The organism is Streptomyces sp. NPDC048018 (assembly GCF_043202995.1).
In the GTDB taxonomy this organism is placed as follows: domain Bacteria; phylum Actinomycetota; class Actinomycetes; order Streptomycetales; family Streptomycetaceae; genus Streptomyces.
On record NZ_JBIDBK010000003.1, the window covers coordinates 847,560 to 863,107 of the forward strand.

The 15,548-nt window shown below is 73.3% G+C and carries 13 protein-coding genes; 8 read left to right on the plus strand and 5 right to left on the minus strand.

Going from position 1 to position 15,548, the window contains the following annotated elements; translation table 11 throughout:
- Window positions 1-7: 7 nt before the first annotated feature.
- Window positions 8-469, minus strand: coding sequence for a DUF6325 family protein (locus ACGF1Z_RS15000; RefSeq protein ID WP_393003808.1), 462 nt, complete (start codon window positions 467-469; stop codon window positions 8-10).
- A gap of 284 nt (window positions 470-753) precedes the next feature.
- Here ACGF1Z_RS15000 and ACGF1Z_RS15005 point away from each other — a divergent pair, with 284 nt between their 5' ends.
- The gene (locus ACGF1Z_RS15005) at window positions 754-1,494 is read left to right on the plus strand and encodes a class I SAM-dependent DNA methyltransferase (protein WP_393003810.1); all 741 of its coding nucleotides are present in this window, start codon (window positions 754-756) and stop codon (window positions 1,492-1,494) included.
- A gap of 43 nt (window positions 1,495-1,537) precedes the next feature.
- On the opposite strand, the gene ACGF1Z_RS15010 is transcribed toward ACGF1Z_RS15005, so the two are convergent.
- Entirely contained in the window at window positions 1,538-2,452 is a 915-nt protein-coding gene (locus tag ACGF1Z_RS15010) for a hypothetical protein (protein WP_393003812.1), read from the minus strand.
- A 639-nt stretch (window positions 2,453-3,091) separates the two neighbouring features.
- On the opposite strand from ACGF1Z_RS15010, the gene ACGF1Z_RS15015 reads away from it, so the two are divergent.
- Together ACGF1Z_RS15015 and ACGF1Z_RS15020 are read left to right on the plus strand one after the other, a co-directional pair.
- Window positions 3,092-5,047, plus strand: coding sequence for an amino acid transporter (locus ACGF1Z_RS15015; RefSeq protein WP_393003814.1), 1,956 nt, complete (start codon window positions 3,092-3,094; stop codon window positions 5,045-5,047).
- 75 nt (window positions 5,048-5,122) lie between these two features.
- Window positions 5,123-5,416, plus strand: a complete 294-nt coding sequence (locus tag ACGF1Z_RS15020; protein ID WP_393003816.1) for a nucleotidyltransferase domain-containing protein — start codon at window positions 5,123-5,125, stop codon at window positions 5,414-5,416.
- A gap of 188 nt (window positions 5,417-5,604) precedes the next feature.
- Here the strand turns inward: ACGF1Z_RS15020 and ACGF1Z_RS15025 are convergent, their stop codons facing one another.
- On the minus strand, window positions 5,605-6,021 hold the full coding sequence (locus ACGF1Z_RS15025) for a secondary thiamine-phosphate synthase enzyme YjbQ (protein ID WP_393003818.1): 417 nt from the start codon (window positions 6,019-6,021) through the stop codon (window positions 5,605-5,607).
- Window positions 6,022-6,112: 91 nt separating this feature from the next.
- Here ACGF1Z_RS15025 and ACGF1Z_RS15030 point away from each other — a divergent pair, with 91 nt between their 5' ends.
- The 3 genes from ACGF1Z_RS15030 (at window position 6,113) to ACGF1Z_RS15040 (ending at window position 9,021) form a co-directional block, all read left to right on the plus strand.
- Window positions 6,113-6,196: a putative leader peptide gene (locus ACGF1Z_RS15030; RefSeq protein ID WP_356842044.1), complete on the plus strand. Its 84-nt coding sequence runs from the start codon at window positions 6,113-6,115 to the stop codon at window positions 6,194-6,196.
- A 153-nt stretch (window positions 6,197-6,349) separates the two neighbouring features.
- Window positions 6,350-7,564, plus strand: a complete 1,215-nt coding sequence (locus tag ACGF1Z_RS15035; RefSeq protein WP_393003820.1) for an LLM class flavin-dependent oxidoreductase — start codon at window positions 6,350-6,352, stop codon at window positions 7,562-7,564.
- A 356-nt stretch (window positions 7,565-7,920) separates the two neighbouring features.
- Window positions 7,921-9,021, plus strand: a complete 1,101-nt coding sequence (locus ACGF1Z_RS15040; RefSeq protein WP_393003822.1) for an FAD-dependent oxidoreductase — start codon at window positions 7,921-7,923, stop codon at window positions 9,019-9,021.
- Here the strand turns inward: ACGF1Z_RS15040 and mltG are convergent.
- Window positions 8,987-9,847: an endolytic transglycosylase MltG gene (mltG, locus tag ACGF1Z_RS15045; RefSeq protein ID WP_393003824.1), complete on the minus strand. Its 861-nt coding sequence runs from the start codon at window positions 9,845-9,847 to the stop codon at window positions 8,987-8,989. The genes ACGF1Z_RS15040 and mltG overlap by 35 nt on opposite strands.
- A 286-nt stretch (window positions 9,848-10,133) precedes the next feature.
- Window positions 10,134-11,969: an ABC transporter ATP-binding protein gene (locus tag ACGF1Z_RS15050; protein ID WP_393003826.1), complete on the minus strand. Its 1,836-nt coding sequence runs from the start codon at window positions 11,967-11,969 to the stop codon at window positions 10,134-10,136.
- A gap of 91 nt (window positions 11,970-12,060) precedes the next feature.
- Here ACGF1Z_RS15050 and ACGF1Z_RS15055 point away from each other — a divergent pair, with 91 nt between their 5' ends.
- The gene (locus ACGF1Z_RS15055) at window positions 12,061-12,522 is read left to right on the plus strand and encodes a MarR family winged helix-turn-helix transcriptional regulator (protein ID WP_393003828.1); all 462 of its coding nucleotides are present in this window, start codon (window positions 12,061-12,063) and stop codon (window positions 12,520-12,522) included.
- Window positions 12,523-12,577: 55 nt separating this feature from the next.
- Window positions 12,578-15,502 (plus strand): FAD-binding and (Fe-S)-binding domain-containing protein, encoded by a 2,925-nt coding sequence (locus tag ACGF1Z_RS15060; protein WP_393003830.1) that lies wholly within the window; start codon window positions 12,578-12,580, stop codon window positions 15,500-15,502.
- Window positions 15,503-15,548 lie beyond the last annotated feature (46 nt).

Here is a 15,548-nt window from a genome sequence, read left to right on the forward strand (position 1 = left end):
CGGGCTGTCAGGCGGCGGCTCCGCCGCCCTCGGCCGCCTCCACGGCGTCGAGCGAGGCGAGGAGCGCCTGCACCGGGATGCGCCCGCCCGCGACGAGCTGCGCACCGTCGCGCCGCAGGGTCCGCGCGAGAGGGGCGGCCCAGACGTTCTCGTAGACGAGGACGGCCGCGGAGTTGCCCGGCTGCAGCGCCGCCCCCGCTTCGTCGAGGTCGTCCTGCCCGAGCAGCCCGGACCTGGCCCCCTCGAACACGGAGACGTCGAACGGGCCGTCGGCGGCGAGGTCCCTGAGTTCGACGCCGACGACGCTGCCGTCGTCGTCCTTCCGGACGAACAGGAGGTCGAGAACGCGCACGATGCCTCGGTCGACCAGGTCGAGGAGCAGGGGGAAGGCCTCACCGCTCATGCGGTTGCCCGGGAACTCGATGACCAGGTAGTCGACCGGGCCCATGTCCTCGAAATCGTCGCTCATGACCACTCCACTCACCGCTGGGGGACGTGACCGCACCCACCGCCCGCCTGCGTCACTCCTCGACGGACGTGACCGGCCGCAGTCGTAACCTCATTGCAGCATTCGCCCGAAGCCTTCGCACGTTCACGCCGGCGCCCGTTCGCGCGAGACACCGTCCCCGCCGCACCGAGCTCGCTCCGGTTACGTGTCCGGACCGGTTCGGCCTCCCCCGCGGGGTCTCCGGCACGGGGCGGGGGCGTAAACGCGTCGACAGCGGCTCGCCGCACCCGGCAGAGTGGCCGCCCGTGACGAGCAGCGAGCTGTGGACCCGTGCGACCGCCGAGCGCTACGACGCCGAGGAGACCGAGATGTCCTCGGCCGCGGTGCTGGAGCCGGCCCTGGACCTTCTCGCCGGACTGGCCGGTGACGGCCGGGCCCTGGAGTTCGCCGTCGGGACGGGACGCGTGGGCGTTCCGCTGCGCGGGCGGGGGGTGCCGGTGGTGGGGATCGAGCTCTCCGAGCACATGGCGGCGGTCCTCCGGCGCAAGATCGACGAGGACACGCTCCCGGTGATCATCGGGGACATGGCGACGACGGTCGTCCCCGGCGAGTTCACCCTGGTCTATCTCGTCTACAACACCCTCTCGAACCTGCTCACCCAGGACGAGCAGGTCGAGTGCTTCCGGAACGCCGCACGGCACCTGGTGCCCGGCGGGCGATTCGTCGTCGAGCTGGGCCTGCCGCCGTTGCGCCTCCTGCCGCCCGGACAGGTGGCCGTGCCGTTCGACCTCTCCGAGCGGCATCTCGGTTTCGACACCTTCGACGTCGTCGAGCAGGTCCTCGTCTCGCACCACTTCACCCTGGACGGCGCGGACGGCCGCTACCGCCGCGGCCGCTCCCGGCACCGGTACGCGTGGCCGGCCGAACTCGATCTCATGGCGCGGATCGCGGGGCTCGTGCTGGAGCGAAGGATCGCCGACTGGGACGGGGCCCCGTTCGACCAGAACTCCTCGAAGCACATCTCCGTGTGGCGCAAGCCGGTCTGAGACGCCCGGCGAACCGGATCCCACCGTCCCCGGGACGTGGTGCTCAGCCGAGACAGAGGCCGACCAGGCACACCTGGGTGGTCGACGCGGGGTCCGTCCCGGGGGTCGTCGACACGAGGCCGCCCAGGAGCGACGTCCCGGAGTCGGCAGGGCGCTCCTCGGTGCGCGGGGGCGTCGTCGCCTCCACGGGGACCGCAGGGCCGGTGCTGCCGGTGTCCGTCTGTGCGGGCGAGGCGGGAACCGCTCGCGGCGCCGTGTCGTGGTGCGCGGGCGTCTCGGCGACGGCGGTACGGGCCTGCGGTGGGCGGCCCGTCGCCGTGGGGGCCGGATCGTCGGTGCCCGCCTCCCGCACCCGGCCGGACGGGCGGGTGCCGGGGCCTTCGGAGGCAGGGCCGGCCGGCCGCTGCGGGATCGTGACGGCGGCCGGTGCCTCCGGGGTGACCGGCGTCGTCGACGGGTCCGGGGGCGGGGCCGCGTGCGTCTGCCCGGCGGGCGGACGCGAGGACGGCATCGCGGCGATCGTGAGGCCGCCGCCGACGAGGGCGACCGCGGTCGCGGCCAGGGCCCGGCGCCGGTTCTTCCTCCAGCGTTCCCGCTGCCGCCGCCGCGCCGCGCGGCCGTCCGCGGTGGCGCCGGCGCCTCCGAGTCCGTCCGCCTCGTCGGCGTCGGGGGCGCCGGGTGCCGTGGGCCCGGCGGCACCGTCGTCGAACACTGCGGGACCGTCGTCGAACGCTGCCGGAGCGTCGTCGAACGCAGCGGCCGCGGCGAGGGACGCGCCGTCGAAGGAGCCGGCAGCGGCGCCCCCGTGCGTCGGCCACACCTCGCGCGTCGGCGCGACGGAGGCGACGGCGCTGTGGACGAGATGGGCGGGCGGTGCGATGTCGGGTGCGTAGGCGCCGCAGCCGGGGCACACGAAGACGCCGTTGAGTGTGCGGTGGCACGTGGAGCAGTAATCCATCTGCGCTCTCTCTCGCTGTCCGCGCCGCCGAGTCTGCCGACGACCTGTTCCGGGTTCGCACCCGCGATCGATCGATCAGCAACGCTATCGGCGCAGGGAGAAGGGCTTGCGCAGCCCGTGTGATGCTGCCGCGAAGGTTTGCGTGAGGCGGGGCGGGCACGGCGGCCCGCCCAGGCGCGGCCGCCGGGGCGCGTGGTCGTGGCGTGTGGCCGCCGTGGCGGGGGGTCGGCCTGGCGCGCGGTTGGCTTGGCGTGTGGTCGTCATGCCACGTGCGCCAGCGCAGCATGTGATCGTCGGTGCGCGCGGCCGTCCCAGCGCGCGGGTCGTCGTACCCCGGGCGGTCATCGTGCGCACGCGGTCCTCGCGCCACGCGCGGTCGCCATGCCCCCACGTCCATGTTCCGGACCGGACCCTGCCGAGCCCGGCCCAGCCCGGCCCTGCCCTCAAGGTCGACCGCTCCGACGTGCTCCAGCCGCGCGGGCGGCCCCCGGTGTGAGACATCCGACGCCCGACCGGGGGATCTTGACGCTTCCCTTACGCCTGTGGCCGGGCCGACGGCTGTCCGGCTGCATACGCTGACTCGGCCATCCGTGCGATGGCCGGAAATCTCCCTCACCGACCGCCCTCAGGAGCACCCCCATGGCCACCAGAACCGACACGCGCACCGGGCGATTGCGTGCGTGGATGCTGGAGGGCCTGTCCGACATGGGGAAGGGCAAGCCGTCGCGGCCCATGGAGCCGGCCCCGGACGCCGGACACAAGGGCCAGCCCTGGTGGCGGGTGATGTGCCTGACTGGTGTCGACTACTTCTCGACCCTCGGATACCAGCCGGGCATCGCCGCCCTGGCGGCCGGCCTCCTCTCCCCCGTGGCCACGATCGTGCTCGTGATCGTCACCCTGGCGGGCGCACTGCCGGTCTACCGTCGCGTGGCCGAGGAGAGCCCGCACGGCGAGGGCTCGATCGCGATGCTGTCGCGCCTGCTGTCCTTCTGGAAGGGCAAGCTGTTCGTCCTCACGCTGCTCGGCTTCGCGGCGACCGACTTCCTCATCACGATCACCCTCTCGGCCGCCGACGCCTCCACCCACCTGGTCGAGAACCCGCACCTCGAAGAGGCACTGCACAACAAGCAGATGCTGATCACGATGGTGCTGATCGCACTGCTCGGCGCGGTGTTCCTCAAGGGCTTCCTGGAGGCGATCGGCGTCGCCGTGGCCCTCGTGGGCGTCTACCTCGCCCTGAACGCGGTCGTCGTGGTCAGCGGCCTCTATCACGTCCTCACCGAGGGCCACGTCGTCACGGACTGGACCGCCGCGCTCACCGCCGAGCACGGCAACGTCTTCGCCATGGTCGGCGTCGCCCTGCTCGTCTTCCCCAAGCTCGCCCTGGGCCTGTCCGGCTTCGAGACGGGCGTGGCCGTGATGCCGCACGTCAAGGGTGACCAGGACGACACCGAGCAGCGCCCGTCCGGCCGGATCCGCGGGACGAAGCAACTGCTGACGACCGCCGCGCTGATCATGAGCGTGTTCCTCATCTGCACCAGCTTCATCACCACCGTCCTGATCCCGCACCAGGAGTTCGAACCCGGCGGCAAGGCCAACGGCCGCGCGCTCGCCTATCTCGCGCACGAGTACCTCGGCAACACCTTCGGCACGATCTACGACGTCTCCACGATCGCCATCCTGTGGTTCGCGGGCGCCTCGGCCATGGCGGGCCTGCTCAACCTGATGCCGCGCTACCTGCCCAAGTACGGCATGGCCCCGCACTGGGCCCGCGCCGTCCGCCCCATGGTGATCGTCTTCATCCTGGTCGCCTTCCTGGTGACCTGGATCTTCGACGCGAACGTCGACGCGCAGGGCGGCGCCTACGCGACCGGCGTCCTCGTCCTGATCTGCTCCGCGGCCATCGCCGTGACCATCGCCGCCCGCAAGGCCGGCCAGCGCGGCTGGGCCATCGGCTTCGGCGTCATCTCCGCCGTCTTCCTCTACACCACGGTCGTCAACGTCATCGAGCGCCCGGACGGCGTGAAGATCGGCGCCTGCTTCATCGCCGGCATCATCCTCATCTCGCTCCTCTCCCGGCTCGGCCGCGCCTTCGAACTGCGCGTCACCCACGTCGAACTCGACGACATGGCGGAACGCTTCGTCCGGGACATCGCCAGCCGTACGCCGCGCTTCATCGCCAACGAGCCCGACCGGCGGGACGCCGCCGAGTACCGCGACAAGATCGAGCAGATCCGCACCGACAACGACCTGCCGACCACCGAGGACTTCGTCTTCGTCGAGGTGACGGTCACCGACCCGTCGGAGTTCGAGGCCGGGCTGACCGTCCGCGGCGAGGTCCTCCACGACCGCTACCGCGTCCTCACCCTGGAGAGCTCGTCGGTTCCCAACGCCCTGGCCGCGCTGCTCCTGTACGCGCGTGACACGACCGGCACCCGTCCGCACATCTACTTCGAGTGGACCGAGGGCAACCCCTTCGCCAACTTCGTCCGCTTCTTCCTCTTCGGCCAGGGCGAGGTCGCCCCGGTCACCCGTGAGGTGCTGCGCGAGGCGGAGCCGGACCGGGACCGCCGCCCCCGCGTCCACGTCGGCTGACCGGGCCGGTCGGAGGTCCCGCGACCCGCCGCGGACCTCCACCTCCGACCGCCTGGTCACGGGGACCACGGGTGGGTGAGTACTGCCCTGTGGGGACCCTGGGTGCCGGATCGTCCCGAGGACGTCGCCGCCCTCTTCACCGAGGCGGACTTCCGGTGGTGGATCGCCGGTGGCCAGGCGATCGAACTGGCGGTCGGCCGCGAGCTGCGCGCACACGCTGATCTCGACGTCCTCCTCCGGCGCGACCAGACCCTCGTACGCGACCTGCCGGCCGACCGGGACCTGCACGTGGCCGATCCGCCCGGCCGGGGAGACCTTCGACCATGGCGACAGGCCGTACCCGTGAACGCACGAGGGGGAATCCGATGAGCACGAGAAACGGCGCCCCGACTCCTGGACGGCGGTCGGCGGGATCGGCGGCGGACGCGGCGCGGACAACATGACCTTCGCCTACGCGATCTGCAGCACGGACGGCATCGACCTGAGGCACGTCTCCACGACGGTCCGCTTCGCCGAGATCACCGGCCCTCCCCACGGCCCTCAGCCGCAGCGAGCCGCTACCCGAGGAACGACAGCCGCACCTGCCGCTCCGGGTTGTCCTTGTTGGTGTCGACCAGGCAGATCGACTGCCAGGTGCCGAGTTCCAGGCGGCCGGCGATGACCGGGAGCGTCGCGTGCGGGGGGACGAGGGCGGGGAGGACGTGGTCGCGGCCGTGGCCGGGGGAACCGTGGCGGTGCTGCCAGCGGTCGTCGGCCGGGAGCAGGTGGTGCAGGGCGGTGAGGAGGTCCTGGTCGCTGCCGGCGCCGGTCTCCAGGATCGCGAGGCCGGCGGTGGCGTGGGGGACGAAGAGGTTGAGGAGGCCGTCGCCGCCCTGGGCCGCGCGGGCGAGGAAGTCCTCGCAGTGACGGGTGAGATCGGTGACGGTCTCCGTGGAGCCGGTGGTGAGCGTGAGGATTTTGGTGCTGAAGGCCATGGGAACATAGTGCCGTTCAGGGGTCGGGATCGCTCGTCCACGCTCCGAGACGTCGTTGACCCTCGGCGGAACGGCTCGCTACGTTCGGCCCATGTTGCGTACAGCCCTGCTCACCACGCGCGGTCACATCGACCTGCTGCGGGTGGCCTCCGCCGCGTGTCCGCGCGGCTGCTGACGCCTCCTCACCTCCGCTTCCCCGGTTTCTCCTTCTCCTCCTCCACGACGCGTCCGGCGTTCCCGCCCCGTCGTGTCCCTCGCGCGTCCTCCGGCCGCGGCGTGCCCTCGCGCGCCCGCCCCCCGCGCGCCTCCACGGAAAGGGCTCCCCCTGATGACCGTTCACCTGCACTGGTTCCTGCCGACCGGCGGCGACGGCCGCGGCCTCGTCGACCGGCACGTCTACGGGGACGGGGGCATCGGTCGCGGCCGTACCGCGAGTGGCGTACGGCCGCCGGACGTCGAGTACCTGGTGCAGATCGCCAAGGCGGCGGAGCAGTTGGGATTCGAGGCGGTGCTCACCCCGACCGGTACGTGGTGCGAGGACGCCTGGCTGACGACGATGGCGCTCGCCCAGCACACCGAGCGGCTCAAGTTCCTGGTGGCCTTCCGTCCCGGAGTCGTCTCGCCGGTCCTGGCCGCGCAGATGGCGGCGACGTACCAGCGGATCACCCGGGGCCGGCTGCTCCTGAACGTGGTGACGGGCGGCGACTCCGCCGAGCAGCGACGGTACGGCGACTTCCTCGACCACGACCGGCGCTACGCCCGGACGGCAGAGTTCCTGGAAGTGGTGCGCGGGGCGTGGAACGGGCGGCCGTACGACTTCCACGGCGAGCACTACCGGGTGGAGGGCGGGCTGACCGCGCTGCCGCCGGACCCCCTGCCGGAGATCTTCTTCGGGGGTTCCTCGGCCGCGGCCGGGCCGGTCGCTGCCCAGCACGCGGATGTGTACCTCACCTGGGGCGAGCCGCCCTGGCAGGTGAGGGAGAAGATCGACTGGATCCGGCGCCTCGCGCAGGAGCGGGGTCGCGAGGTGCGCTTCGGGATCCGGCTCCACACCATCGCGCGCGACTCGGCCCGTGAGGCCTGGGCGACTGCCGACCGGCTGCTCGCCGACCTGGACGCGGAGACCGTCGCGTCGGCCCAGGCGGCGCTCGCGCGGAGCGAGTCGGTGGGCCAGCAGCGGATGCTCGCCCTGCACGGGGGCGGCACGCTCGACCGGGACCGACTGGAGATCGCGCCGAACCTGTGGGCGGGGGTCGGTCTCGTACGGGGCGGGGCCGGCACGGCGCTCGTCGGCAGCCACGGCGACGTCGCCGACCGGATCGAGGAGTACCACGACCTGGGCGTCGAGCACTTCGTGCTCTCCGGCTATCCGCATCTGGAGGAGGCGTACTGGTTCGGCGAGGGCGTGACCCCCGAGCTCGCCGCCCGCGGCCTGCTCGCGACCGTTCCGCCGTCCCCGCTGCTCGGGGTCCCGGCCCTGAACGGCCGTCCGGCCTCGGCGCCGGGTGGAGCGCCACTGATCGTCGGGGGCCGCGGGCGCTAAGCGGGGCGGTCCCCCCCGGTGCAAGGCGGGGTGGCGCGGAGGGCCGGAGCGGGGACTGTGGCCGGGCGGCGGGAGCAGGACCCCCGCCCGGGTGTCGTACCGCGCCGAAGGGGCGGGGCCGTGCAGGGGGCCGTGGCCGCGCCTAAGGGGCAGCGGTCCCTGCCGGGCGCCGTGGCCGCGCTCAAGGGGCAGGGCCCCTGAAGGGACGGGCCCCTCCCGGGCGCCCTCGCCGCGTGGTGGAGGGCGGCCCCGCCTGCGGCCCCGCGGCCACCGGCCCTGCCCGGGACCGGAGAGGCGGGGTACGGGGTGCGGCCGGGGCCGGGAAGAACTGCGCGCCGCCCCCGGTTGGTGGAATCGTGAACGATTTCGGGGTACACGGAGCACGCGACGTCGACGTGGTGGTCATCGGAGCCGGGCAGGCGGGGCTCTCCGCCGCCTACCACCTCCGGCGGAGCGGCTTCGAGCCCGACCGGGACTTCGTCGTGCTCGACCACGCCCCGCGGCCGGGCGGCGCCTGGCAGTTCCGGTGGGCGTCGCTCACGTACGGCAAGGTGCACGGGATGCACGCGCTCCCGGGCAGGGAACTGGTCGGGGCCGACCCCGCGCGCCCGTCCTCCGAGGTGATCGGTGACTACTTCGCCGACTACGAGGAGGCCTTCGGCCTGCGGGTGCACCGGCCCGTCGACGTGACGGCCGTACGTGAGGGCGAGGGCGGGCGGCTGCTCGTGGAGACCTCGGAGGGGGCGTACGCGGCTCGGGCGCTCGTGAACGCGACGGGGACCTGGGACCGGCCGTTCTGGCCGCGCTACCCGGGGCAGGAGACCTTTCGGGGGAGTCAGCTGCACACCGCCAAGTACCCGGGGCCCGAGGCCTTCGCCGGGCAGCGGGTCGTCGTGGTCGGCGGCGGGGCCTCCGCGACCCAGCATCTGATGGAGATCGCGGACCGTGCCGCCGCGACGACGTGGGTCACGCGCCGCGAGCCGGTGTGGCGCGAGGGGCCGTTCGGCGAGGTCCAGGGGCGGGCCGCGGTGGCGCGCGTGGAGGAGCGGGTCCGGCGGGGACTGCCGCCGCAGAGCGTCGTGTCGGTCACCGGGCTGCCGCTGAACGACGCCGTCCGGGAGGCCCGGGCCGGTGGGGTCCTCGACCGGCTGCCGATGTTCGACCGGATCACGCCGACCGGGGTCGCCTGGGACGACGGCCGGACCGTCGACGCGGACGTGATCCTGTGGGCGACGGGGTTCCGCGCCGCGATCGACCACCTCGCCCCGCTGCGGCTGCGCGAGCCGGGTGGCGGCATCCGACTGGAAGGCACCCGGGCGGCACGGGACCCGCGGATCCATCTCGTCGGGTACGGGCCCTCCGCCTCGACCATCGGCGCCAACCGGGCGGGCCGCGCGGCGGTCGCGGAGATCCGCGCACTGCTCAGGAACTCGCCGCGGCCCGTCGCTGCTCGTTGAACTCGGCCACGTTCGCCTGGTGTTCGGCGTAGTCCGCGGTGAAGCGGGTGTCGCCGGGCCGGACGGTGACGAAGTAGAGCCAGTCGCCCGGGGCGGGGGCGACCGCCGCGGCCATGGCCTCGTCGCCGGGGTTCCCGATGGGTGAGGGGGGCAGTCCCGCGCGCTCGTAGGTGTTGTACGGGCTGTCGATGCGGGTGTCGGAGTGGCTGGTGTCCACGGTGTCGCGGCCGAGGGCGTAGTTGATGGTCGAGTCCATCTGGAGCGGCATCCCCCGGGCCAGCCGGTTGTAGACGACGCGCGCCACCTTGCCCATGTCGGCGGGCGTGTCGGCCTCCGCCTGCACGATGCTGGCGACGATCACGGTCTGGTGGACGGTCAGCCCGTTGCTGCGGGCGCCCTCGGCGATCCGCGCCGTGCCGAAGCGCCTGCCCGCGGTGTCGACCATGTAGCGCAGCAGGGCCTCGACGGTGGTGGCCCTGCCCACCGGGTAGGTCGCGGGGAAGAGGTAGCCCTCCGGGTTGCCGCCGGCGGCGGCGGGGAGGGCGAGCTTCGTGGCGGGCGTCTGGGCGGCCTTGCGGGCGGTGCCGGCGGCCAGACCGAGCGAGCGGTCGACGGCCGCGTAGACCTCTCCCCCGCGCCAGCCTTCCGGGATGAGGAGGGTGCGCGTCTTCTCGGGGGCCGGCCGGTCCGGGCCGCCGAGCAGCAGCAGGGGCACGGCGACCGCGGCGGCCGCGGCCAGGACGGCGCCCACGAGGACGACGAGCCTGCCGCGCGGGGTGAGGCGGGGCCGGCGACGGTGTTCGGGCTGCCAGGACCGGTACGTCATGGGCGCACGCTAACCCGGAGCGCCCGCGAATTCGCGGAGCGCACACGCGGCGGCGCCGCCGGTCCCCTGGGACGGGGGACCGGCGGCGCCGGGCACTGCGATCGTCAGACGAGCCAGCCCAGGAAGTGGAGGACGCCGGCGAGCAGGTTGGTGATGACGTTCATGGTGGTGCTTCTCCTCGTACAGAGCTTTCTGTGGGACTGCGCAGTCGCGGTCTGCAGCCCGTCGCTTGCGCACCGTCATCATCGGCCGCCGCACGGGAGCCGGGCAACGAAATCCGGCACGATCACACGTTCTGGGGAACAACCGCTCCCGCGTTCGTGTGTTCGTCCCGGCGGACCAGTGCCGCGTACCGCCCGTCGAGGGCGAGCAGCTCCTCGTGGGTGCCGCGCTCGGCGATCCGGCCGGCCTCCAGGACGACGATCTGGTCGGCGTCACGGACGGTGGAGAGCCGGTGGGCGATGGTGAGCGTGGTGCGTCCGGCGGAGAGCGCGTCGATGGCCTGCTGCACGGCGTGTTCGGTGCGCACGTCGAGGGCGCTGGTCGCCTCGTCGAGGATGAGCACCGGCGGGTCGCGCAGGATGGTGCGGGCGATCGCGAGGCGCTGCTTCTCGCCGCCCGAGAAGCGGTAGCCGCGCTCGCCGACGAGGGTGTCGTAGCCGTCGGGCAGCGAGGCGATGTGGTCGTGGATCTGGGCGGCGCGCGCGGCGGCCTCGATCTCGTCGTCGGTGGCCTCGGGCTTGGCGAAGCGGAGGTTGTCCGCGACGGAGGCGTGGAAGAGGTAGGTCTCCTGGGAGACCACGCCGACGGCGCGGGCGAGGCTGTCGAAGTCGAGGTCGCGCACGTCGACCCCGTCGAGGGTGACCCGGCCCTCGGTGACGTCGTAGAGCCGGGGCACGAGATAGCTGAGGGTGGACTTGCCGGAGCCGGTCGGTCCGACGACGGCGAGGCTGCCGCCGGCCGGAATGGTGAGGTCGACGCCGTCGAGGGTGGGGCGGCCCTCGCCGTCGGGGTCGTAACGGAAGCCGACCTTCTCGAAGACGACCTCGCCGGCGGCCTTCGGCAGCCGGACGGGCTCGTCGGGCTCGGTGATCTCGACGGGCAGGTCGAGGTATTCGAAGATCCGCTGGAAGAGGGCGAGCGAGGTCTGGATCTGCACGCCGGTCGACAGCAGGCCGACGGTGGGCCGGAAGAGGCCCTGCTGCAGGGAGACGAAGGCGACCAGGGTGCCGAGCGAGATGGCGGGGCCGCCGGACTGGAGGGCCAGGCCCGCGGCCCAGTAGAGCAGGGCGGGCATGGCGGCCATGACGATGCCGATCGTGGACATCCGCCAGCGCCCGGCCATGGAGGAGCGCACTTCGAGGTCGACGAGGCGTTCGGACTCCTCGGCGAAGGACCGGGTGAGGGAGTCGGCGCGGCCCATGGTCCGGCCGAGCAGGATGCCGCTGACGGACAGCGACTCGGTGACGGTGGCCGCCATGGCGGCCATCTGCTTCTGCCGCCGGGTGGTGATGCGCTTGCGCTCGCGGCCGACCCTGCGGCTGATCCAGACGAACAGCGGCAGCAGGAGCAGCGAGACGAGCGTGAGCCGCCAGTCGAGCGCGAGCATCGCGACGACGCTGGCGACGACGGCGGTCAGGTTGGAGACCAGGGAGGTGGCGGTCGAGGTGACCGTGGCCTGCATGCCGCCGATGTCGTTGGCGATGCGAGACTGCACCTCGCCCGTGCGGGTGCGGGTGAAGAAGGCGAGCGGCATCCGCTGCAGCTGCGCGTAGACCGCGGTGCGCAGGTCGTGCATGACGCGCTGGCCGACGGTCGTGGAGATGAGCGTCTGGAGGACGCCGAAGACTCCGGAGACCACGGCGGTGACGATCATGCCGAGGGCCAGCAGGCTGAGCAGCCCGGTGCGGCCCTGTGGGATCGCGGTGTCGAGGATCTCCCGGAGGAGGAAGGGCGAGGCGACCGAGACCAGCGACGCCGCCGCGACGAGCAGGCCGACGAGGGCGAGGCGGCCCCGGTAGGGGCGGAAGAGGCTCAGGATGCGCCGCAGCTGGGCGGGCTCCTCGGGTCGGGCGCGGTCACGGGCGGAGGGCGTCCACGGGGTCTGGTCGTGCGGGTGCATGGGCTCCTACGAGGGTTCGGGGTGTGGCGATGAGAGCATAGCTCACTGTTACCTATACTCACAATGAACATGGTCCTGATATTGTTCCGTCATGAACACCCCGGCCACTCCCGGCAGCCCCGACCCCGACGGTCTCCTCGCCGAGCAGCTGCTCCGCCTCACCCGCCGGCTGCACCGCATCCAGAAGCGGCACCTGGAGCCGGTCGGCATCACCCCGGCACAGTCCCGGCTGCTGCGCACGGTCGCACACTGTCCGGAACCGCCCCGGATGGCCGACCTCGCGGCCCGGCTCGAAGTGGTCCCCCGCGCCGTCACCACCCTCGTCGACGGGCTGGAGGCGGCCGGCCGGGTCCGCCGGGTGCCCGATCCGACCAACCGCCGGGTGGTGCGCATCGAGCTCACCGACCCCGGCCGCGACACGCTGAGGGAGCTCCGCAGCGCGCGCCGTGCCGCCGCAGAGGACATGCTGGCCCCACTGACCGTCGAACAGCGCGAGGTGCTCGGAGGTCTGCTGTCAGCCCTGGTCGACCATGATCCGGAGCGCGTCTGCTGAGACCGGGGCAGCTCGGACCGGGGCACGCACCGCACACCGGAGGGGAGCCCTGGCCATGCCCGTACGGGAGCCGAATCCGCAGATCCTGCGCGCCGGCACGAAACGGCGGCCGGCGCCCGACCGGGTGCCCGACCTGCAGGCCCGGGGCACCCCGAAGCACCTGCGGGAGGAGCTGGTCGCCGTCCTCGGCCCGGGCAAGGTGCTGTCGGGCGTCTCCGACCTGGTCCGCTACGCCTCCGACGCGAGCCCCTACCGCTTCGTGCCGCAGGTCGTGGTGGTGGCCGAGGACATCGACGACGTGTCCGCGGTCCTCTCGTACGCGCACGGCAAGGGCCGCGAGGTGGTCTTCCGGGCCGCCGGGACCAGCCTCAACGGGCAGGCGCAGGGCGAGGACATCCTGGTCGACGTGCGCCGCCACTGGGCGGGCGTCGAGGTCCTGGACGGCGGCGCCCGCGCCCGGATCCGGCCGGGCACGACGGTCGTCCGCGCCAACGCGGCGCTCGCGCCGTACGGGCGGGTGCTCGGCCCCGACCCGGCGAGCGCCATCGCCTGCACGATCGGCGGCGTGGTCGCCAACAACGCCTCGGGCATGACCGCGGGCACCACCCGCGACTCCTACCGCACGCTCGCCTCGCTCACCTTCGTCCTGCCGAGCGGCACCGTCGTCGACACCGCGGACCCGGACGCCGACGCCGAACTGGCCCGTGCCGAGCCGCGGCTCTGCGCCGGACTCACGGCGCTGAAGGCCGAGATCGAGGCGGACCCGGAGCTCACGGCCCGGATCCGCGCCAAGTACGCGATCAAGAACACGAACGGCTACCGGCTCGACGCCTTCCTCGACGGTGCCACCCCGGTCGCGATCCTGCGCGGCCTGATGGTGGGCTCCGAGGGCACCTTCGGCTTCATCTCCGAGACCGTCTTCGACACCGTTCCCCTGGACCGGCGGGTCTCCACGGCCCTGCTCTTCTTCCCCTCCCTGCCCGCGGCCGCGGCCGCCGTGCCCGGCTTCACCGAGGCGGGCGCGCTCGCCGTCGAGATCATGGACGGCAACACCCTCCGTGCCTCGGTCAGCGTGCCGGGCGTGCCCGCCGACTGGGCGGAGCTGCCGGCCGGGACGGCCGCCCTGCTCGTCGAGTTCCGGGCACCGGACGAGGCCGCGCAGGAGGCGTACGAGCGGGCGGCGGCCCGGGTCATGGCGGGCCTGGACCTCGTCGCGCCGGTCGCCTCCGTACGCAACGCCTTCACCCGCGACCCGAAAACCGTCGCCGGCTACTGGAGGGCCCGGAAGGCCTTCGTGACGGCGGTCGGCGGTGCCCGCCCGTCGGGCACGACCCTCATCACCGAGGACTTCGCCGTCCCGCCCGCCCTGCTCGCCGAGGCCTGCGCCGAACTGCTCGACCTGCAGGACCGGCACGGCTTCGACGCCGCCGTCGCCGGTCACGCCGCCCACGGCAACCTGCACTTCCTGCTCGCCTTCGATGCCGGCGACCCGGGTGACGTCGAGCGGTACGCGACCTTCATGGACGAGTTCTGCAAGCTGACCGTGGAACGCTTCGACGGCTCGCTCAAGGCCGAGCACGCCACCGGCCGCAACATCGCGCCCTTCCTGGAGCTGGAGTGGGGGCCGAAGGCGACCGCGCTGATGTGGCGCACCAAGGAGGTCATCGACCCCGACGGGGTCCTCGCGCCGCGGATCGTCCTGGACCGCGACCCACAGGCCCACCTGCGCGGCCTCAAGACCATTCCCACCGTGGAGCCGATCGCCGACCCGTGCATCGAGTGCGGCTTCTGCGAACCCACCTGCCCCAGCCAGGACCTGACCACCACACCCCGTCAACGCATCGTGCTGCGCCGCGAGATGATGCGGCAGGCGGACGGCGCCCCGGTCGAGACCCGGCTCCTGGATTCGTACGGCTACGACGCCGTCGACACCTGCGCCGGCGACTCCACGTGCGGCCTGGCCTGCCCGGTCGGCATCGACACGGGCGCCCTGATGAAGGAGTTCCGGCACGAGCGGCACTCGCCGCGCGAGGAGCGGATCGCCACCCTCGCCGCCGGGAACTTCCGTGCCGTGGAGGCCTCGGCGCGGCTCGCGGTGGGCGCCGGCGCGCGGCTCGGCGACGGGTTCATGGAGTCGGTGACCGGGCTCGCCCGCAAGGCCGTGCGCTCCGGCCTCGTCCCGGAATGGCTGCCCCAGATTCCCGGGGCGGCGAAGCGCCGGCTCCCCCGCACCCACCGGCCGGCCGCGGTCGCCGTCTACTACCCGTCCTGCGTGAACCGGATTTTCGGCAACCCCGACGGCCTCGGCGGCCCGTCGCTCCCCGAGGCCGTGGTGGCCCTGTCCGCCCGGGCCGGCCGGCCGGTGTGGATCCCGGAGGACGTCCCGGGCACCTGCTGCGCGACGATCTGGCACTCCAAGGCGTACGAGCGCGGCAACGAGGTGATGGCCAACAGGATCGTCGAGGCGGCCTGGGGCTGGACCGCGGGCGGCCGGCTGCCGCTGGTCGTCGACGCCTCCTCGTGCACGCTGGGCATCGCGCGGGAGGTCGTGCCGTACCTCACCGACGACAACCGGGAGCTGCACGCCGAGCTGACCGTGCTCGACTCGCTCGTCTGGGCCGCGGACGAGCTGCTGCCCCGGCTGGACGTGCGCCACCGGGTGGCGGCGGCGGTGGTCCATCCGACCTGCTCCATGCGGCACCTGGACGTGGAGGGCAGTCTGCTCGCCGTCGCCGGGGCCTGTGCCGACGAGGTGGTCGTCCCGGCCGATGCGCGCTGCTGCGCCTTCGCGGGCGACCGGGGCATGCTGCACCCGGAACTGACGGCCTCCGCCACGGCGCGGGAGGCCGCCGAGGTCACCGCGAGGCCCTTCGACGCGCATCTCTCGGCCAACCGCATGTGCGAGATCGGCATGGACCGCGCCACCGGCCGCACGTACTACTCGGCGCTGCTGGAACTGGAGCGCGCGACGCGGCCGTGACGGAGGGCGCGCCGCCGGGGCGTCCCGTGCGGTGTCCCGGCCCGCC

Bases quoted from the DNA above. Each gene is read 5' to 3' on its own strand.
- ACGF1Z_RS15000 (WP_393003808.1), bottom strand. From the start codon at position 469: ATGAGCGACGATTTCGAGGACATGGGCCCGGTCGACTACCTGGTCATC.
- ACGF1Z_RS15010 (WP_393003812.1), bottom strand. From the start codon at position 2,452: ATGGATTACTGCTCCACGTGCCACCGCACACTCAACGGCGTCTTCGTG.
- ACGF1Z_RS15015 (WP_393003814.1), top strand. From the start codon at position 3,092: ATGGCCACCAGAACCGACACGCGCACCGGGCGATTGCGTGCGTGGATG.
- ACGF1Z_RS15025 (WP_393003818.1), bottom strand. From the start codon at position 6,021: ATGGCCTTCAGCACCAAAATCCTCACGCTCACCACCGGCTCCACGGAG.
- ACGF1Z_RS15030 (WP_356842044.1), top strand. From the start codon at position 6,113: ATGTTGCGTACAGCCCTGCTCACCACGCGCGGTCACATCGACCTGCTG.
- ACGF1Z_RS15035 (WP_393003820.1), top strand. From the start codon at position 6,350: ATGACCGTTCACCTGCACTGGTTCCTGCCGACCGGCGGCGACGGCCGC.
- mltG (WP_393003824.1), bottom strand. From the start codon at position 9,847: ATGACGTACCGGTCCTGGCAGCCCGAACACCGTCGCCGGCCCCGCCTC.
- ACGF1Z_RS15050 (WP_393003826.1), bottom strand. From the start codon at position 11,969: ATGCACCCGCACGACCAGACCCCGTGGACGCCCTCCGCCCGTGACCGC.
- ACGF1Z_RS15055 (WP_393003828.1), top strand. From the start codon at position 12,061: ATGAACACCCCGGCCACTCCCGGCAGCCCCGACCCCGACGGTCTCCTC.
- ACGF1Z_RS15060 (WP_393003830.1), top strand. From the start codon at position 12,578: ATGCCCGTACGGGAGCCGAATCCGCAGATCCTGCGCGCCGGCACGAAA.